General features: G+C 69.7%; 15 protein-coding genes. 8 read left to right on the forward strand and 7 right to left on the reverse strand.

All coding sequences use genetic code 11. The annotated features are described in order from the left end of the window. Positions 1 to 36 precede the first annotated feature (36 nt). Positions 37 to 951, forward strand: a complete 915-nt coding sequence (locus tag ACFC14_RS06275; protein WP_376101905.1) for an ABC transporter substrate-binding protein — start codon at positions 37 to 39, stop codon at positions 949 to 951. Positions 952 to 1,226: 275 nt separating this feature from the next. Here the strand turns inward: ACFC14_RS06275 and ACFC14_RS06280 are convergent, their stop codons facing one another. Beyond that, positions 1,227 to 2,480, reverse strand: coding sequence for an AI-2E family transporter (locus ACFC14_RS06280; RefSeq protein ID WP_376101907.1), 1,254 nt, complete (start codon positions 2,478 to 2,480; stop codon positions 1,227 to 1,229). Between the two features lie 62 nt (positions 2,481 to 2,542). Between ACFC14_RS06280 and ACFC14_RS06285 the strand changes: the two genes are divergently transcribed. Both ACFC14_RS06285 and ACFC14_RS06290 read left to right on the forward strand, forming a co-directional pair. Then, a complete protein-coding gene (locus ACFC14_RS06285; protein WP_021200128.1) occupies positions 2,543 to 2,842 on the forward strand; it encodes a chorismate mutase in 300 nt (99 codons plus the stop codon). Between the two features lie 161 nt (positions 2,843 to 3,003). Further along, entirely contained in the window at positions 3,004 to 4,170 is a 1,167-nt protein-coding gene (locus ACFC14_RS06290; protein ID WP_376101909.1) for an ROK family protein, read from the forward strand. A 251-nt stretch (positions 4,171 to 4,421) separates the two neighbouring features. Here the strand turns inward: ACFC14_RS06290 and ACFC14_RS06295 are convergent, their stop codons facing one another. From ACFC14_RS06295 to ACFC14_RS06310, 4 genes are all read right to left on the reverse strand, one after another. Next, entirely contained in the window at positions 4,422 to 5,189 is a 768-nt protein-coding gene (locus ACFC14_RS06295; RefSeq protein WP_376101911.1) for a hypothetical protein, read from the reverse strand. A gap of 274 nt (positions 5,190 to 5,463) precedes the next feature. Further along, complete coding sequence (locus tag ACFC14_RS06300; protein WP_376101913.1) at positions 5,464 to 6,384, reverse strand: carbohydrate ABC transporter permease; 921 nt, start codon at positions 6,382 to 6,384, stop codon at positions 5,464 to 5,466. 2 nt (positions 6,385 to 6,386) lie between these two features. Continuing rightward, positions 6,387 to 7,361, reverse strand: coding sequence for a carbohydrate ABC transporter permease (locus ACFC14_RS06305; protein WP_376101914.1), 975 nt, complete (start codon positions 7,359 to 7,361; stop codon positions 6,387 to 6,389). Positions 7,362 to 7,391: 30 nt separating this feature from the next. Continuing rightward, positions 7,392 to 8,636, reverse strand: coding sequence for an extracellular solute-binding protein (locus tag ACFC14_RS06310; RefSeq protein WP_376101916.1), 1,245 nt, complete (start codon positions 8,634 to 8,636; stop codon positions 7,392 to 7,394). 326 nt (positions 8,637 to 8,962) lie between these two features. On the opposite strand from ACFC14_RS06310, the gene ACFC14_RS06315 reads away from it, so the two are divergent. The 5 genes from ACFC14_RS06315 to ACFC14_RS06335 are packed head-to-tail and all read left to right on the forward strand — an operon-like array spanning position 8,963 to position 13,435. After that, entirely contained in the window at positions 8,963 to 9,859 is an 897-nt protein-coding gene (locus ACFC14_RS06315; RefSeq protein ID WP_376101918.1) for an SIS domain-containing protein, read from the forward strand. A 24-nt stretch (positions 9,860 to 9,883) separates the two neighbouring features. Then, the gene (locus tag ACFC14_RS06320) at positions 9,884 to 10,876 is read left to right on the forward strand and encodes an ROK family protein (protein ID WP_376101920.1); all 993 of its coding nucleotides are present in this window, start codon (positions 9,884 to 9,886) and stop codon (positions 10,874 to 10,876) included. Next, positions 10,873 to 11,817, forward strand: a complete 945-nt coding sequence (locus ACFC14_RS06325; protein ID WP_376101922.1) for a 1-phosphofructokinase family hexose kinase — start codon at positions 10,873 to 10,875, stop codon at positions 11,815 to 11,817. The genes ACFC14_RS06320 and ACFC14_RS06325 overlap by 4 nt, the downstream gene beginning before the upstream one ends. Continuing rightward, the gene (locus ACFC14_RS06330) at positions 11,814 to 12,662 is read left to right on the forward strand and encodes a ketose-bisphosphate aldolase (protein WP_376101924.1); all 849 of its coding nucleotides are present in this window, start codon (positions 11,814 to 11,816) and stop codon (positions 12,660 to 12,662) included. Before ACFC14_RS06325 ends, ACFC14_RS06330 begins: the two co-directional genes overlap by 4 nt. Beyond that, the gene (locus tag ACFC14_RS06335; RefSeq protein WP_376101925.1) at positions 12,659 to 13,435 is read left to right on the forward strand and encodes a DeoR/GlpR family DNA-binding transcription regulator; all 777 of its coding nucleotides are present in this window, start codon (positions 12,659 to 12,661) and stop codon (positions 13,433 to 13,435) included. The genes ACFC14_RS06330 and ACFC14_RS06335 overlap by 4 nt, the downstream gene beginning before the upstream one ends. A gap of 427 nt (positions 13,436 to 13,862) precedes the next feature. Here the strand turns inward: ACFC14_RS06335 and ACFC14_RS06340 are convergent, their stop codons facing one another. Both ACFC14_RS06340 and ACFC14_RS06345 read right to left on the reverse strand, forming a co-directional pair. After that, positions 13,863 to 16,313, reverse strand: a complete 2,451-nt coding sequence (locus ACFC14_RS06340; RefSeq protein WP_376101927.1) for a CHAT domain-containing protein — start codon at positions 16,311 to 16,313, stop codon at positions 13,863 to 13,865. A gap of 320 nt (positions 16,314 to 16,633) precedes the next feature. Next, positions 16,634 to 18,199 (reverse strand): S8 family serine peptidase, encoded by a 1,566-nt coding sequence (locus ACFC14_RS06345; RefSeq protein WP_376101929.1) that lies wholly within the window; start codon positions 18,197 to 18,199, stop codon positions 16,634 to 16,636. Between the last annotated feature and the right edge of the window lie 27 nt (positions 18,200 to 18,226).

Genomic DNA, 18,226 nt, shown 5'->3' on the forward strand with positions numbered 1-18,226 from the left:
AGCATCCATCCGTTGTCCCAGAGAAGAGGAAGTCCCATGTTCACAGCACGTCAGTCACGACTCGCCCTCGCCGGTGGCGTCTCGCTCGCCGCGGCGCTTGTCCTCGCCGGCTGCACCAGCAGCAACCCGCTCGACGCGCCCACCGACGACGCGGGCTCGGGCGACGAGACCATCGTCATCGGCTCGCAGGCCTACTACTCGAACGAGATCATCGCCGAGATCTACTCGCAGGCGCTCGAGGCCGCCGGATTCATCGTCGACGAGCAGTTCAGCATCGGCCAGCGCGACGCGTACATGCCCGATGTCGAGTCCGGTGCGATCGACGTCTTCCCGGAGTACACCGGCAGCCTGTTGGAGTACATCTCGGACGACGAGGTCGATGTCACCGCGCCGGACGAGGTCTACGAAGCCCTGACCGAGGCTCTGCCCGAAGGCCTGACGGCTCTCGATTTCGCCGAGGCTTCCGACCAGGACACCTACACGGTGCTCAAGAGCTTCGCCGAGGAGAACGGTGTCACCTCCATCGGCGACCTCGCCAAGGTCACGACGGAGGTGACGGTCGGGGCGGCTCCCGAGTTCGAGGAGCGGCCGTACGGCCCCGCCGCCGCGAAGGAGACCTATGGAGTCGACCTGAAGTTCTCGGCGACCGGCCCGACCACGCTCGAGTCACTGCTCGCGGGCAAGATCCAGGTCGCCGACATCTACACGGCCGACCCGGCATTCCAGACCGAAGACATCGTTGCTCTGGAAGACCCGGAGAACCTGATCATCTCGTCGAACGTGGTGCCGATCGTCTCGAGCGACGTCGCCGATGACGTCTCCGACGTGCTCAACGCGATCAGCGCCAAGCTGACTGCCGAAGAGCTCGTCGCCCTGAACGTGCAGAGCACGGTCGACCAGAAGTCGGCGTCCGACATCGCCAAGCAGTGGCTGGCGGACAACGACCTCTGAGTCGTCACCTCGACAGAAGCGCCCGGCCCCTGAGGGGACCGGGCGCTTCGTCGTCTCGGGCGGTCAGATCCGGGCGTCCTGCCGTCCTGCCGTCCTGCCGTCCTGCCGTCCTGCCCGCCTGCCGTCCTGCCGTCCTGCCCGACGCGGCACAGCTTCGGAGATCGCGCCGGACGCGCCGGATGTCCGCTGTCGGCGGCGGCGTGTCGGTCCGAATCTCCGAAGTTGTGCTCGGGCGGTCGCAGGGAGGGGCAGCGCAGGGCGGGGCGGGGTGATGGTCAGATCCGGGCGTCCTGCTTCGGCACCAGGACTTGTTTGATGATGATGAGGATGGATGCCGTGACCGGCACGGCCACGAGCGCACCGAGCAGTCCGAGCAGCGTGCCGCCCGCGAGCGCGCCGATCACGACGAGGGAGCCGGGGACCGAGACGGCGCGGTTCATCACGCGCGGGGTGATCACGTAGGCCTCGATCTGCATGTAGACGAGGTAGATCGCGGCGAAGACGAGCGCGGCGATCGGGTTGCTAAACAGGGCCAGGCAGGTGCCGAGGATCCAGAACAGCACCGAACCCACCAGGGGGATCAGAGTGACGCAGAACGCGATCGCCGCCATCAGCGGCGGGAACGGCAGGCCGAGGAAGAAGTAGAGCAGGAACGCCAGCGTCGCATTGCAGAACGCGAGGACGACCATGCCCATCACGTATCCGCCCACCGAATCGGTGATCTGGTCGGTGATGTCTCCGGCGCGAGCGCGGTCGCGGGCCGGAGCGAGACGCAGCAGCCCCTGCTTCATGGCGGGGAGGGAGGCGAGGAAGTACAGCGTCAGGACCAGGACGATGATGGCGCCGGAGATGCCGGTGGCGATCGAGGCTCCGACGGCGAGTGCGCCCCCGCCGATCGTCGCCAGGTTGCCGAAGTCGGAGAGGAAGGCCTGCACCTCGGCGACGAGGTCTTGGAACTGATCGCCGAACTGCGCTTCGAGGGTCGCGTAGAGATCGCTGCCGGTGAACTCACGGATCATGCCCGGCACGGAGCGGACGAAGCTCGCGATCTGATCGATCACGACGGGGAGGATCATCCACAGCACGAGAGCCACCACGACGATGAGACTCAGGATCACGACCACGACCGACAGCACCCGTGAGACGCCGCGTCGTTCCAGGAACCGGACGGCGGGGTCGAGGCCGAGCGCACCGAAGAGGGCGAGGGCGATGTAGATGAGCACGGTCGACAGGCTCGTGAGAGCGAGGCCGATCACGATCGCACCGAGGCCGCCGAGGGTCACCAGGAAGCCGAACACGAAGGGGCGGTCGATGCGCGTCCAGAAGGAGCGGCTCGGCGTCGTCGGCTCGATCACGACCGGGCGGGGGGCGAGGGCGGGCTCGGCTGACGCGGCCTCGGATGCCGGTGCGGGGCGGCGGCGAACCGGCGCAGAAGCCGTGGCGTCGCTCGCGACCGCGTCGTCGTCGGCAGCGGTGCCCGGTGCGGCACCGTCGAGGGGCGCGGAGACGGGCGACTCTTCGTTGCTCATGTGCTCACGATAGCGGTGCGACAGGTCGAAATCCGGGTGTTCCGCGGCTCTAGAGTAGGGGCATGACCGCCGCCGAGGACCCGAAGGCCGAACTGCTCCGCCTTCGCGCCACCATCGACAACATCGACGCCGCACTGATCTTCATGCTGGCCGAGCGCTTCCGCGCGACTCAGCAGGTCGGGCATCTGAAGGCCGAGCACGAGATGCCGGCATCCGACCCGAATCGGGAGGAGCAGCAGGTTGCGCGACTGCGGGCTCTCGCAGAAGAGGCCCATCTCGATCCGGAGTTCGCCGAGAAGTGGTTCAACTTCGTGGTGGCCGAGGTCATCCGCCACCACACCGAAGCGGCCGAGAGCCGTTGAAGGAGGTGCCGGACGGGCGACGGTGTGTGCAGCACTCGCCCGTCCGGAGATTGGGAGGTCGGAAGACCAACTAAGTTCAATGAATAAACTTAGGGAGAGACTACGGATCGGCCCACGATCTGTCAACAGCTCGCGACCGACGAGCTCGGAATCGGGAACACATGCTCAACGCGGATGACAGCCTCGACACCCAGGCGTCGGTGCGGCGTGCGAACCTGCGGCGGGCGCTGCAGCTCGTCTTCCGGAACCCCGGCACGCAGACGCGGGCGGGCATCGCGAGGTCGACCGGGCTGACCGCGGCCACTGCGTCCTCCCTGGTCGCCGAGCTCATCGAGGATCGGCTCATCGTCGAGGGGGAGCAGGCCGCGAGCACCGGCGGCAAACGCGCGACCACACTCAGTGTCGATGCGAGCCACCACCTGATCCTGGTCCTGGTGATCCAGCCGCTCCACGCGCAGATCACCCTCGTGGCGCTCGACGGCACGGAGATCGAGACGCGGCGGGTGAGCTACAGCGTCGAGGAGCGAGACCGCTCGCTCGACGAGGCGCTGGCGGGCGTCGCCCGTGAGCTCGGTGGGAGACTGCTCGCCGCCGGAGTCCAGCTGCCGGGGACGACGGATGGTCGTTCGGTGCTGGAGAGCGTGCAGTTGAAGTGGGAGGGCGTGCCCCTCGCCGATCGGTTCGAGCGGATCCTCGGCGCGCCCGTGCTGCTCATCAACGATGTCGACGCCGAGGCGATCGCCGAAGCGGGTATGGAGGCGTCGCCTTCCGGATACCGGCTCTTCCTCCACCTCGGCGGCGGTGTGGGGGCAGCCGTCACGCTGAACGGCGAGCTCGCGCCCGGCCCTCGTGACCGCGCTGGGGAGATCGGCCACGTGCAGGTGGTGTTCGGCGACGCGGCCCGCCTCTGCCGCTGCGGCCAGCGCGGCTGCCTGGAGTCTGCGGCCGCCCTGGGGGCGATGCTGGGCGACGGGTTCTCGGACGCCATGGACGCCACCGAGATCCGTGCCCTCGTCGTGCAGGCTGACCAGGACGACCTCGACGATGGTGCGCGCGCTCTCGCCAGGGCAGTCAAGCTCATCAGCGCTCTGCTCGATCCGACCGAGGTTGTGATCGGCGGTCCCGCAGTGGTCCTCGGAGACCGCTTCCTGGATCTCGTGCGCCGTGAGACGGCCTATCCCGCGCGAGGCACCGTACAGGTCCCCGTCCGCTACGCCGACCCCCGTGTGTCGCTCGCGGCCGGTGCCGCGCAGGCTGCACTGACCTCGGCGCTCGGAGTGCGCTGGAATCCGGCGCAGCTGCGCGCAGCATCCGTCCCTCGCGCCTGACCTGCCAGGGCAGCGCCGCCTCCCGCATCCGCCCTGCCAGCATCCGTCCTGCCAGCGCACGTCCTGCCAGCGCACGTCCTGCCGGCATCCGTCCTGCCAGCGCACGTCCTGCCAGCGCACGTCCTGCCAGCGCACGTTCCGAAGGAGTTCTCACGTTGTGAAGGACGGAATCGCGCATCCGGTCCTTCATTCCGCGAGATCTCCTTCGGAACGTGCGGCGGATGCGCGGGCGGGCGGTGGCTGACGGATGCTCAGCCGCCGAACTCGCCCATCAGGATCAGTGGGCTGTGGTTCGTGTTGCAGGTATCGCTGATCGGGTCGATCAGGCTCGTGTCGTGCAGCACTGCTCCGGGGGTGTAGCCGTCGCCGCGCACCCAGGCGAGCAGGGCATCGAACGACTCCGCCATGGTCGTTTCCGAGGTGTCGGCGAGCGTCGCGAGCTCGGCGGCAGCCGCATCGACACGACGCTTCCACTCCGCCTCGTCGAACGCCTGGTACTCGGTGAAGCCGATATCGGCATTCGAGAACGCGCTGTAGACCGAGGAGAAGGCCTCGCATTCGGTCGTGATCGCCTGGTCGCGGATGAACTCTGCGGTGGAGTAGTGCGGGGTCGCGGTCCACTCGACATCGTCGGGAGTCCACACGAACAGCTTCTGGGCTGTGTTCTCGGTGACCGGCCAGGTCAACGACGTGATGCCGTCGCACGTGCCGCCGAGCGCAGCCTCCCCGGTCGCCATCGGGTCGCCCACCTCGATGTGGAAGTTCGTGCCCCCCTCGCACTCGAAGTCGATCGTCACCGACCGCGCATGGTCGGGGAGCGGGAAGTCGACGCCTGGATAGGGGTCGGTCGGCCCCGTGCCCGTGATCGTCGGTCCGGTCGTGCTCACCTGCACGACGGTCTCGACCGTGGGGGTCGGCGTCGGTGCGGCCTGGGGTTCGGCCACTGTGCATCCGGCCAGAATCACCACGAGGACGGCGGATGCGGAGGCGAGGCTGACCGCCGCACGTGGATGGCGCATGGGACTCCTTCGTCGCTTTTCCCAGATGTCTACCATGCCGACCCGTGCCCGTGCCCGTGCCCGCGCCCTGCCGTGCCCCTGCCCCGGTACAGATGTCGGGAGAATGCACGGATGCAGGACGACACGCCGTGCTTCGGCCCTGCACCCGTGCATCCGTCCGACAAATGATCGGGCCGCGGGCGAGACCCGGGCCCCGCCGACGAGACCCGGGCCCTGCGGATGAGACCCGGGCCCTGCGGACGAGACCCGGGCCCCGCGGGCGAGACCCAGACGCCTACTTGACGCTGCCCGCGGTCAGACCGCCGACGAGGCGCTTCTCGATGAGCATGAACAGGATGACGACCGGGAGGATCGCGACGATCGAGACACCGAACACGTACTGCCAGCTGGTCTCGTACTGCCCGACGAACTTGGTCAGTGCGACCGACAGCGGCTGGTTCTTGTCGGTCGACAGGATCACGAGGGAGGCCGCGAACTCGTTCCAGCAGGCGACGAAGGTGAACACGATCGCGGTGACGATGCCCGGCCACACGAGCGGCAGGTTGATCTTGAACAGCACGGTGAATCGCCCGGCGCCGTCGATCTGCGCGGCCTCGTCGACCTCTTTCGGGATGCCCGCGAAGAAGGAGTGCATGATCCACACCGCGAACGACAGGTTGAAGGCGGCGTTGATGAAGATCATCGCCATCCAGGTGTCGCCGAGGCCGAGCACCGTGAACTGTCGGAACAGGCCCGAGGTGAGCACGGCGGGCTGCAGCATCTGCGTGATGATGACGAGGAAGAGGAACACCATGCGGCCGGGGAACTTGAACCGGGCCGTGTAGTACGCCGCCGGCAGCGACACCAGCAGCACGAGCAGCGTCGCGAACACCGCGATGACGATCGTCGAGATCAGGTTGTACGGCAGGGGCGTCTCGGGGGTCGACCACATCGTGATGTAGTTCTCCCAGTGCCACTCCGTGGGCAGGTACGTCGGGTCCACCGACCGGATCTGCGGCTTCGTCTTCACGGAGCCGAAGAACATGATCAGGTACGGCAGCACGAAGATCGCGAGCACCAGGAGGCCGGCCACCATGCGCAGGATCACGCGGGGAAGCGTCACCTGATCCTCGGTGTAGCGGCGCTTGCGGCCGGGGATACGGGGTGCGGCGCCGTCGCCGGCGGTGGTCACGAGGGCGGTCTCGGTCACGGTCATGATCAGACCTCCTTCATGGGCTTGACGATCTTCACGTAGGCCGCGACGATCACGATGACGATGAGGAACGCGACCACCGACAGGGCGCTCGCGACATCCACCTTCTTCTGCAGTTCGATGTACTTGAAGATGAGGGTCATGATCGTGTCGGCGCCGTAGCCGGGGATCGACCCCGTCATCACCTTCAGGATCGGGAGCGAGTTGAACACGTTGATGATGTTGATGAGCACGGCGACGGCCAGCGCGCTGCGCAGCTGCGGCAGGATGATCGACCAGTAGGTGCGGGCCGGGCCGGCGCCGTCCATCTTCGCCGCTTCGATCGCGTCGGAGGGAACCGACTGGAGTCCGGCGAGGATCGTGTACGTGGTGAACGGCAGCGACACGAAGATCGCGATCACGATCGACCAGATGAACGCGGTCGTCGGGTTCTTGGTCCAGCCATAGCCGACCGCGTCATCCGACAGGCCGATGTCGTAGAGGAACTTGTTGAAGACCCCGAAGTACGGCTCGAGGCTGTAGTAGAAGACCATCGTCGTCATGACGACGGACGCCGCCCACGGCACGATGACGGCCATGCGCACGAGCTGGCGTCCGGGGAACGCCTTGTTGAGGATCTGCGCGAGGCCGAGCGAGATGACGACCGTGAACAGCACGACCGACACGACCCACACGATCGTGCGGAAGAAGATCGGCCAGAACTCGGCGAACGTGAAGACCGTGACGAAGTTGTCGAAGCCGACCGACCCCTTGTCGAGGCCCGACAGTGAGATGTCTCGCGTCGAGTTGAAGAACATCACCCCGGCGGGGAAGAACACCACGCCGATGATGAGCAGGAGTGCGGGGGCGATCCAGGGCAGCGCCTGGAGGAGGTCCTTTCCGCCCGGCCTGCCGCGCAAGGCAGCCGGGTTCTTCCGGGGGCGGGGGCGGCCGGTGGTGGCCGCCCCCGCGAGGTTCGAGGACTCTGTCTTCTGGCTCATTCGGGTACCCGAACCTCTCCGTCAGCGGGCTCAGCCCGCGTCGACCTGCGCCTGGATCTCGGTCAGCACGTCCTGTGCCGGCTTCGTCTGGAGCTGGCCGAACAGCGACTTGAACGCACCATCGGCGGCGGACCACTTCGGGTTCGTCGACGGGTAGAACTGGGCGTCGGGCAGCACGTCGAGGAACGGCTTGAGTGCCTCTTCGCCGGCCAGGGCCTCGGACCCGGACTTGGTGACGGGCAGGAAGCCCTCGGCCTGCACCCACGGCACGTACACGTCGGCCGAGTAGTAGTAGTCGAAGAACTTGGTGATCGCGTCCTGCTTGTCGCCGTCGTTCTCGAAGGCCATCAGCTGGTCCATGACGCCGAGCGTGAAGGGCGAGCCGTCCTTCGTGGGGATCGGGACGATGGAGTAGTCCAGGTCGGGGTTGCCCTCGGCGATCTGGCCGACCGTCGGCGGGAGGCCGACCTGCATGCCGATCTTGCCCTGGATGAAGATGTCCATCAGCGGCGAACGCTGCGTCGAACCGGGGTCGGCCTGGGTCGCACCCGCGTCGATCATCTTCTTGATCTGCTCGGCGCCGACGAGGTTCTCCGGGGTGTCGATGGTGATCTCGGACTCGTCGCCGAACGATCCGCCGCCGCCCCACAGCCACACGGCTGCCTCGGCCTGCGCCTCTTCGGAGCCGAGCGGCATGCCGTAGCCGGCCACGCCGCCGCCGAGTGCCGACACCTTGGTCGCGGCATCCAGCAGCGAGTCCCAGTCGGTGGGTGCCTCGACGCCGGCCTGCTCGAGCAGCGCGTTGTTGACGAACAGGGCGCGGGCCGACGCGATCATGGGCAGCGCGTACGCGGTGCCGTCGACCTCGGCGTTCTTGAGGAACGACTCCTGGAAGTCGGAGAACGTCTCCTCGGAGACGACCTCTTCGGTCGGGTAGAGCAGCTCGTCGCCGACGAAGCCCGCGAACGGACCGCCGTTGTAGATGTCGGGAGCCTCGCCCGCCTGGATCTTGGTGGAGACGACCTTCTCCAGGTTGTCCCAGGACTGCACCTCGAGCTTGACGTCGATGTCGGGGTTGGCCTTCTCGAACCCCTTGATCACTGTCTCCCAGTTCGCCTTGGTGCCGTCCGAGTAGCTGGGGACGAGGAGGTCGAGGGTCGTCGACCCCTCTTCGCCTCCGCCGTCTCCGGACGATCCGCCGAACCCGCACGAAGCGAGCGAGAGCGTGGCGACGGCCGCAATGGCGGCGGCGCCGAACCGCAGTGACTTCTTCATGTGTATTGCATTCCTCACTGTGAGTGTCCGCCCCTCGGCGGCGGGCCGCTTCGGGAGGGGGTGTGGTGCACAGTCGCAAGCACAACTCACGCGACGGTGCGTGGTGATCGTTTCGCCGGGTGGCATCCGCGATCGTTCAAGCCGGGGCTCGGGGTTCTCGGCGACGATCGGAATCGGCGACGAGGCTTTGGAACTTCTCGATTATTTGTCAGGGGAACAAACAAATCAAGAGTAACCGGGGGTTGCTCTTCTTTGACGCCATACTATGATTGATTTTGGCTTCAAACGATCACAAGTATGCAACATATCGCAGGAAGGGCATCTCGATGACTGAATCACTTCCCGGCGCGTACATGCGCGAGGAACTCCACTCCCAGCCGAACATGTGGGCACGGGCCGCCGATCTGAAGGCCGAGCAGGGCATGCTGCCGGCCACTGGCGCGCGAGTCGCGGTCGTCGGCTGCGGCACGTCGTGGTTCATGGCGCAGTCGTACGCCGCCCTCCGCGAGTCCGCGGGACACGGCGAGACCGATGCGTTCGCGGCGTCGGAGGCGTTCATCGACCGTGGATACGACGCCGTCGTCGCGCTGACGCGATCCGGCACGACCAGCGAGGTGCTCGAACTCGTCGACCGGGTCAAGGGCCGCGTCCGCACCATCGGCGTCATCGGCGACCCGACTTCGCCGCTCGTGTCGCTCGTCGACGACGCGGTACTGCTGCCGTTCGCAGACGAGAAGTCCGTGGTGCAGACGCGGTTCGCCACGACGGCCCTCGCCCTGTTCCGTGCGTCGCTCGGCGAAGACCTGACCGCCGCCATCGCCGATGCCGAGGCTGTGCTGACGGAGCCCGGTGACGACGAGCTGCGCGATGCCGAGCAGTACACGTTCCTCGGACGCGGCTGGACGATCGGTCTCGCCCACGAAGCCGCCTTGAAGCTGCGCGAATCGTCGCAGTCGTGGACCGAGGCCTACCCGTCGATGGACTACCGTCACGGTCCGATCGCCATCGCCGCTCCCGGCCGGGTGACGTGGCAGTTCGGCGAGGCTCCGGAGGGACTCGCCGGAGAGGTGGCCGCGACCGGCGCCCGTTTCGAGCAGCGGGCGATCGACCCGCTCGCCGACCTCGTGCGCCTGCACCGTACGGCGCTCGACCGCGCGGTGGAGCGCGGGCTCGACCCGGATGAGCCGCGCAACCTCACGCGATCCGTCATCCTGGATGCATGACCCCACCCACGGCCGGAGCCGATGATGATCGACCCTGACGCGGCAGCGGCCGTCCCCGACGTCGAACGCGACGCGGCGGGAGAGAAGCTCTCCGACGTGCGCACGCTCGGCCGGGGCGCGCCGGTGCTGGCGTTCGACGTGGGCGGAACCGACATCAAGTCGGCGCTGTTCGACGCCGAGGGAACCGCGCTCGGACTCCGTCGCACACCGACGCCGGTCGTCGAGGGCGACCGCACACACGTTCTGCTCGAGCGGCTCGAGGTGCTGGCGGCCGAACTGCGTGACGCGCATCCCGACGTGGTGCCGCAGGCGGTCGGGCTCGTGGTGCCGGGCATCGTGGATGCGGATGCCGGCCTCGGCGTCTTCGCGAGCAATCTCGGCTGGCACGACTCGCCGCTGCGTGATCTCGCCTCCGCGCGGCTGGGGCTTCCCGTGGCCTTCGATCACGATGTCCGCGCGGCGAGCTGGGCGGAGCGTCGCCTGGGAGGCGCCCGCGACTACGCCGATGCCGTCGTGCTCGTGATCGGCACGGGCATCGCCGGCGCCCTGCTGGTGGGCGGTGTGCCGTACACCGCAGGCGGGTACGCGGGCGAGATCGGACACTCTCCCATCGCCGACGGGCCGATCTGCCCCTGCGGGGCGCGCGGCTGCCTGGAGGCCGTGGCATCCGCGGGGGCCATCGCGCGGCGCTACCGGGAGGCGACCGGCGTCGCACCCGACGGGGCCAAGGACGTGATCGCCCGCGCGGCGGCCGGCGACGAGGTGGCGGCAGAGATCTGGAACTCGGCGCTCGACGCCCTCACGATGTCGCTCGCGCAGCTCACCGCGGTCGTCGCACCTCAGGCCGTGGTCATCGGCGGCGGTCTGTCCCGCGCTGGAGGAGCCCTCTTCGACGAGCTGCGCGCGCGCCTCGCGGACCGGCTCAGCTTCCACCGCATCCCGGTGCTCGTCCCCGCCGAACTCTCCGGCAACGCCGGCCTGCTCGGCGCCGCCCTGCGAGCGAGGGAGCTCACGTGATCCTGACCGTCACCCCCAACCCCGCGCTCGACCTGACCTGGCACGTCGATCGGCTCCGCGAGGGCGGTACGCACCGGGCGGATGCCGGAGTCGCACGCGCCGGTGGCAAGGGCCTCAACGTCGCCCGCGTGGCATACGCGGAGGGCGCGGATGTGCTCGCGATCACCACGATGGGTGGGCGCGTCGGCGAGGAGTTCGCCTCCGAGCTCGGTGCCAGTGGCGTGCCGCACGCACTCGTGCCGGTGGCCGCCGAGACCCGGCGCAGCATCGCCGTGGTCGACGAGTCCGCCGGGGACACCACGATCATCAACGAGCGCGGTGTCAACCCGACCGACAGTGAGTGGGCGGACCTCCTCGCCGAGGTCGTCGAACGGCTGCCGACCGCGAAGGTCCTCGTCGTGTCCGGCAGTGTGCCGCCCGACGCCCCGGATTCGCTGGTCCCCATGCTCATCGCGGTGGGGAAGGATGCCGGGATCCCGGTGATCGCCGACACCTCGGGGCCCGCGCTCCTGCGCGCGGCGGATGCCGGAGCCGACGTCCTGAAGCCCAATGCGGCCGAACTCGTCGAAGCCACCGGCATCGCCGACCCCGTCGAGGGCGCCCGTTCGCTGATCGCGCGCGGCGCCGAGCTCGTGCTGCTCTCGCTGGGGGCCGACGGCATGCTCGCCGTCACCGCATCCGACCTCGTGCACGCGCGGCTCGACGAACCTCTCGCCGGCAACCCCACCGGCGCCGGAGATGCCGGGGTGGCCGCGTGTGCCGTGCTGTATGCGGCGGGAGAGCGCGACCCCGAGCAGATCCTCCGTCGGGCCACAGCCTGGTCCGCCGCCGCGGTGCTCACCCCCCTCGCCGGCGACATCTCCCCGCGCTGGCGCGCACTCGAACAGCAGCTGCTCGTCTCGCATCCCGCCCCCGAATCGTTCCGGAAGGACCCTTCGTGACCCTCGTCTCCGCTCGCGACCTCGTCTCCGCGGCATCCGCCGCCGGCACTGGGATCGGCGCGTTCAACGTAATCCACCTCGAGACCGCCGAGGGGCTGGTGCGCGCAGCCGCGCTTGCCGAGCTGCCCGTGATCCTGCAGATCTCGCAGAACTGCGCCGACTATCACGGTGGGCTCGAACCGATTGCTCTGGCCACGCTCGCGGTGGCGCGGCGCGCGCAGACGCCGGTGGCCGTGCACCTCGATCACGCCGAACGACCCGAGCTGGTCGACGAGGCCATCGAGCTGGGCTTCGGCTCCGTGATGTTCGACGGCGGGGCGCTGCCCTACGACGACAACGTGGCGCTCACGGCGGCCGTCGCGGCACGGGCGCATGCGGCCGGGGTCTACGTCGAGGGCGAGCTGGGCGAGGTGGGAGGCAAGGACGGAGCCCATGCGCCCGGTGTGCGCACCGACCCCGACGAGGCACGGGCGTTCGTCGCGGCCACGGGTGTCGACGCGCTCGCAGTGGCGGTGGGTTCCTCCCACGCGATGACCGACCGCACGGCCTCGCTCGACCTCGACCTGATCGCGCGCCTGCATGCTGCCCTGCGCGTCCCCCTTGTGCTGCACGGATCCTCGGGGGTCGCGGATGCCGTGATCGCCGACGCCGTGCGCGCGGGGATGACCAAGATCAACGTCTCCACGCACCTCAACGGGTTCTTCACGCGGGCGGTGCGCGACAAGCTGGATGCGGACGAGCGGCTCGTCGACTCGCGCAAGTACCTGGCACCCGCACGTGACGCGCTCGCTGGCGAGGCTGCCCGCATGCTCCGGTTGTTCGCCCTGCAGGGCGCCCGGCGATGAAGCGGGCGGCGCGGCTGAACGCGATCCTCGACCTCCTGGCCACGAGCGGCGAGGTCACGGTCGAAGAGCTCGTGGAGCAGTTCGGAGCCTCATCCGCGACCACGCGCCGCGACCTCGACTCGCTCGCCGAGCAGCGGCTGCTCACCCGCACGCACGGCGGTGCGGTGGCGCAGGCCGTCGCCTACGAGCTGCCGATCCGCTACAAGAGCCACCTGCGCACGCACGAGAAGGCCAGCATCGCGCAGACCGCGGCGGGCCTGGTCGCCCCCGGCATGGTGGTCGGGCTGTCGGGCGGCACGACCACCACCGCGATCGCCGCGGCCCTCGCCGCCCGCGACGACCTGTCCGGGAACGGCGGCATCACGGTGGTCACGAATGCCGTGAACATCGCGGCGCAGCTCGCCACGCGACCCGACATCAAGGTCGTCGTCACCGGCGGGGTCATCCACTCCCGGAGCTACGAACTCGTCGGGCCCTTCGTCGAACAGCTGCTGCGCGGGGTGCGGCTCGACATCGCGTTCATCGGCGTGAACGGGATGGATGCTGCCGCCGGTGCCACGACTCAGGACGAGCGTGAAGCTGCCGTCAACCGCATGATGGCCGAGCGCGCGCGGCGCGCGGTCGTGGTCACCGACGGCAGCAAGCTCGGGGTCGAGGCGTTCTCGTCGGTCGGCGGCGTCGAGCTCTTCCCGACCGTGATCACGGATGCCGGAGCGGATGCCGCGGCGCTCGCCGCACTCCGCGCCGCAGGCTACGCGGTGCTCGTGGCCTGAGGGATCCGTCCGCTCGCAGGCGCAGGCGCAGGCGCCCGGCGCCTGCCCTGCCCTGTTGACGCACAGCCTGAAGGAGTTCTCACGTTCTGAAGGACCGATTCGAGCATCCGATCCTTCATTCCGCGAGATCTCCTTCGAAACGGGTCCTCCCCGACCGCGCGCCGAGGTGCTGCAGTCCTGACCCCGGACACCCCAAGGGCCCCGACGTCCCCAGATCGTCGAGGCCCTCTGAGAGCGCCGCGGCTGCGTGCCGCGACACCCTCGAGCAGATGGTGTCCGTGTCGTACTCACGCTCCCCAGCGCGCATGATTCCCCAGATCCGACTGCGCCTCCCTCGCGCCTCAACCCTTCGAGGCCCTTCGCATGGCACCTTCCGAAGAACAGGAGCGTGCGGAACCGGTTCTGATACACCGAATGGAGGAAAAGGTCAGAATCCGTCGCCGTGGCACTGGAACGGCGCGCTGAGGCCGGTGTCGACGGTGGCTCGGGCAAGCGCTGCGGCGGGGGTCGCGCCTTCGGAGAGCCCGATGTGCACGGCGCTCAGCAGCTCCGCCGCCACCTCATCGGGCACGGCCACCGGAGCGGCGATCACGCAGTCGGCGCCCGCGTGCAGCCACACCCGCGTCATCCCGAGCGCCTCCTCGCCCCAGCGCACCGAGGAACGCCCGAGCTCGCACGCCGAGAGGATCACGGTCGCCGGGACGCGCGGGATCAGGTCGACGTCGTAGCCGAAGAGGATGCCGTCGGCGAGCTCGAATCCCGAGAACAGCGGGTTGTCCACCGCGTGCCTGCCGTGCGCGGCGATGTGCAGCACGTCGCTGTTCGAGGCGAGGTCGGTGGCCGCCGCCACCGTCGCCTCCCCGCTCTCGAGGATCCGCGTCGCCACGCCGCCGCCGCTCCAGGCATCCGCCGCCCGCCGCACCTCTTCGCCTGCGCGGGGGACGCGCGGTCCCGCGGCGAATCCGATCGTCGACGGGCGCCCACGGGCGACGGCCCCGCTGCCCAGCAGCCGCGAGACCGAGGTCGCGAGCGTGAACGGGACTCCGGCCATGCCCGGCAGCATCGCCCACGGCACCCCGCCGAGCGCTCCGGGCGCGGTGATCGCCAGACGGCGTGCCGACGGTGCCGCCGAGAGCAGAGGCGCGAGCAGCTCGGCATCCAGCAGTGCCAACCGGGCGGAGAGTGCGCGCGCGGTGACGGCACCCATCAGCCCGCCGCGGGTGAGTGCGGCCATGTCGAGGTCGGCGCGCAGACCGTCGAGTGCGGACTGCACCCGCGACCACGACAGGTCGACGACCGTGGCACCCGACGACGTCACCGCGACGGCGTGCAGCGCGGAGCCGGTGAAGACGTACGACAGGACGGCGGTGTCGGGATCGAGCAGCGCCGTCGCCTCGGCGAGCCCCAACCGCTCACGGGTGCCGCCCGAACCCGTCGCGGCCCACTGCCGCTCGCGCACCCGGTCGCGCAGGGCGCGTACGCGAGCATCCGTGGTCCAGTCGGCGCCCGCCAGCTCGGCGCGCAGCATCCGCAGCTCCGCCAGATCCATGGCCAGCGAGTCGTCGCGGGGAGGGCGCACCGGCGCGACCTGCTGGCTGAGGTGCCGGGCGCGCTCCGACCACTCGAACAGCGTCGCCGGGTCGTGCAGCCGAGCGGCGGCGGAGAGACCGGCGTACATCAGGTCGGCGCCGTGCATGGCGACCGAGGCCTGCAGGTCGAGCGCGCCGAACGACTGCTGCCAGGCGGTGAGGAGTTCGAGACCGTCGGCGGCGGCCTGCAGCGCGTCGCGATCCCGGCCCCGTGCAGCGGCGCGCGCAGCCCTGACCTCGTGGGCGCGGAGGCGGAGCGGCGTCGGAGCGCTGTCGTCGAGCGGCGGCAGGCGCCCGGCACCGTCGCGCCGTGCGGTCAGGCGGAGCCCGGTCGCCTCGGTCCGGAATCCCGCATGGTCGAGGGCTCTGGCGGTCCGGGCGAAGGCGGATGCGTCGAGGGGGCGGTGCGGCTTCGCCCGCTGTCGTGCTTCGAGCCGCACCGCTTCGGCGCGGGCGGCCCAGCTATGATTCGCGAGCGCGGTGAAGCGTCTTGCCGCGGTGCGGGCGGTGCGTTCGGCGCCAGATGGATCATGACGCAGCAGCGAGCGCGCGAGGTGGAACTCGGCTTCGCCCCTGGCCTGTCGCATGCGCTGCGCTCCGAACTCCGCGGCGACCCGACCCAGCAGGGCCTCCGCCTCGGTGGTGAGGCCGGCGTCGCGAAGAACCTCTGCGCGGTCGAGGTCGCTGATCGCAGCAGCCAGATCGCTGATCGCGGCGAGCGTCGGACGGGAGCGGGTCATCAGTGTGAGCGCAGTGACGAGGTCGCCGCCCAGCAGCGCCGCGTAACCCAGGTTGTGCCGCGCCTCGGCGAGCGGCTCCTGATCGCCGTTCGCCTCGTACACGGCCACCGCGCGCCGCAGATCTTCGACGCAGGTGTCGAGCTCCCGCTGCTGCATCCGCACGACCGAGCGGTTCATCAGGCAGTTCGCGAGCTCGGTGGTTTCGTCGCCGATCGCGGTGAACGTGTCGATGGCGCGGCTGAGCTCGACCTCTGCCTCCGCCAATGTGCCGGCGTGCATGAGGAGGACGCCGAGCTGGCCGCTGAGCACGGCGATCGTCTCGGAGCGCAGCCCGGAGCGGCCGAGCGCGTGTCGGCACAGCTGCTCGGCGGCCGCGGGCTGCCCGGTCTGAGCGAGCACGTAGGCGGAGGTGCCGTCGATGCGGGCGCGCAGATCGGGATCCTCGGTGCGGGAGGATGCCGCGTCGAGCGTACGCCGCGCCTGGGTGAACTGCCGCGCGTTCGCCGCCTCGACTCCGCGCCGGTGCAGTTCATTGGCGGACAGGGGCATCCGTCCAGAATGCCCTGCCCCGCGGCTGCGCGGAAGAGCACGGGTGCAGGCCGTGCGCCCGCGGCATCCATCGGCGAGTCCGCCGGGTGGGCGTGCGCACGGATGTCGGGGGCGGTGTGGGGATGTCGGGAGGAGGGCGGTGTGCGGATGTCGGGAGGAATCACGGATGTCGGGGGACACGCCGAGGATCGGTCCGACGGGTGTGCATCCGTCCGACAAGTGGACCGGCGGGACCGGACGGGCCGGGACGGGACGGGACGGGCCGGGGGCCACCAAGACGGACCGCCCGTATCGGTGCGGACGGTCCGTCTCGGGGGTGGTCAGGTCGGGTCGACCGGAGTCGGCAGTGATTTCAGCACGGCGGCGACGGCCTTCTTCGCGGCATCCGGGGTGGCGCCTCCGACCGGGACGGTGCCGAGCTGCGCGGCGATGCGTCCGGCGACGTACGGCGCCGCGAAGGATGTGCCGCTCCAGATCGCGAACCCGCCCCGGTAGTCGTCGGGATCGATCGTCTCGCGGCGGATGCCGTCGACGTCCGCGCGTGTGGCCGCCTGGGATCCGCCCACGAAGCCGGGCGACGTGCTCACCACGGCAGCGCCCGGCGCGTAGGTCTTCACCCACGGGCCCACGTTCGAGAAGAGGGCGACCGACTGCGCCGAGGGGTTCAGCGCGCCGACCGACACGAGCGGGGTGCCGTCGTCGTGCGGGATGCCGTTGTGCGAGTCCGGCCACGGCCACAGCGACGCCGGGAACGAGGGCCGATCGATGGCGTCGTTGCCCGCCGAGCACACGACCACGCAGCCGAGCTCGCGCGCCTTGGCCAGCAGCTGGTGCAGCGTGAGGCTGAACATGCCGTCGGTCGGCGTCTCGTGGTAGTAGCTGAGCGACAGGTTCAGCACGTCGATCGGGAAGCCCGTCGTCGGGTCCTCCCGGTGGCGGATCAGCAGCATCACGACCTGCGCGACCGTGTCGAGCAGGGTGCTCTCGTCGACCACACCGAGCGCACCCGCCACGCGGATCGAGAGGATGTCGGCATCCGGAGCCGTCTGTCGGACGAGCCCGGCGATGAACGTGCCGTGGCCGGCGACCGCATCGATCGCGCCGTCGAGCTGCCCGTACAGGTCGGGGTAGCGCTCCGGATCGGCGTCGTCGGTGAGGCCCACCGGAACCCCGTCGAGGTCGACATGACGGGTGACGATGTCGTCGGGAAGCCAGGCGTGTTCGCCGCAGCCCGTGTCGAGCACCGCGACGACGGCCCGCCGCCCGCGCTTCGGCGCCGGTCCCCGCACGGGAGCCGGTCCCAGCCAGGTCACCGGCTGTCGCGCGCCCCGTCCTGGCTCGAGGTAGTCGTCGCTGCCCGCGGCGCCCTCGCCGCGCACCGGGTTCGTGCGGGTGAACGGGTTGGTCCGCGTGAAGGGGTTGGTCCGGGTGAACGGGTTGAGTCCGACCGGGTCGATGGACAGCACGTGGTCGAGGCTGGTCCGCGGCATGGTCGAGCGCGACATGCGGCGGGCGCGCTGAAGCACCCGCCACGCGTCAGGGGAGATCGGCGACTCGCCGCGCACGGGCTCGTCCGGGGTGGTCAGCCGCAGGCGCTGGAATCCCACGACGCCCGGCACGAGCTCCCCGTCACCGATCTCGCGCGCTCCGTCCTCGGTCTCCAGCAGCCACCCGAACGTGTCGGCCGCGTCGCGCAGTGTGCGCAGCTCACGGTCGTACGCCTCCTGATCGCCGAGCGTTCGGGTGATCAGGAGTCGCTCGGGCAGATAGGCGGTGGGAAAGGCGCGGATGCCGTCCACGGGCTCCGTGCTCGGGTCGAGGGCCGTTCCCCGGCGGATCGATCCCTCCGCGCGGTCCTGCCAGGTCCATCCCTTGGGCTGCTCCATCGTCATCCTCTCGGTGCGGGTCGCCCC

This window comes from Microbacterium sp. NPDC055988, from assembly GCF_042269505.1.
GTDB lineage: Bacteria > Actinomycetota > Actinomycetes > Actinomycetales > Microbacteriaceae > Microbacterium.

Excerpts from the sequence above, each read along its gene's own strand:
- ACFC14_RS06335 (WP_376101925.1), top strand. The coding sequence starts at position 12,659 with ATGAAGCGGGCGGCGCGGCTGAACGCGATCCTCGACCTCCTGGCCACG.
- ACFC14_RS06345 (WP_376101929.1), bottom strand. The coding sequence starts at position 18,199 with ATGGAGCAGCCCAAGGGATGGACCTGGCAGGACCGCGCGGAGGGATCG.
- ACFC14_RS06275 (WP_376101905.1), top strand. The coding sequence starts at position 37 with ATGTTCACAGCACGTCAGTCACGACTCGCCCTCGCCGGTGGCGTCTCG.
- ACFC14_RS06300 (WP_376101913.1), bottom strand. The coding sequence starts at position 6,384 with ATGACCGTGACCGAGACCGCCCTCGTGACCACCGCCGGCGACGGCGCC.
- ACFC14_RS06320 (WP_376101920.1), top strand. The coding sequence starts at position 9,884 with ATGATCGACCCTGACGCGGCAGCGGCCGTCCCCGACGTCGAACGCGAC.
- ACFC14_RS06310 (WP_376101916.1), bottom strand. The coding sequence starts at position 8,636 with ATGAAGAAGTCACTGCGGTTCGGCGCCGCCGCCATTGCGGCCGTCGCC.
- ACFC14_RS06285 (WP_021200128.1), top strand. The coding sequence starts at position 2,543 with ATGACCGCCGCCGAGGACCCGAAGGCCGAACTGCTCCGCCTTCGCGCC.
- ACFC14_RS06305 (WP_376101914.1), bottom strand. The coding sequence starts at position 7,361 with ATGAGCCAGAAGACAGAGTCCTCGAACCTCGCGGGGGCGGCCACCACC.
- ACFC14_RS06315 (WP_376101918.1), top strand. The coding sequence starts at position 8,963 with ATGACTGAATCACTTCCCGGCGCGTACATGCGCGAGGAACTCCACTCC.
- ACFC14_RS06280 (WP_376101907.1), bottom strand. The coding sequence starts at position 2,480 with ATGAGCAACGAAGAGTCGCCCGTCTCCGCGCCCCTCGACGGTGCCGCA.
- ACFC14_RS06340 (WP_376101927.1), bottom strand. The coding sequence starts at position 16,313 with ATGCCCCTGTCCGCCAATGAACTGCACCGGCGCGGAGTCGAGGCGGCG.
- ACFC14_RS06295 (WP_376101911.1), bottom strand. The coding sequence starts at position 5,189 with ATGCGCCATCCACGTGCGGCGGTCAGCCTCGCCTCCGCATCCGCCGTC.
- ACFC14_RS06290 (WP_376101909.1), top strand. The coding sequence starts at position 3,004 with ATGCTCAACGCGGATGACAGCCTCGACACCCAGGCGTCGGTGCGGCGT.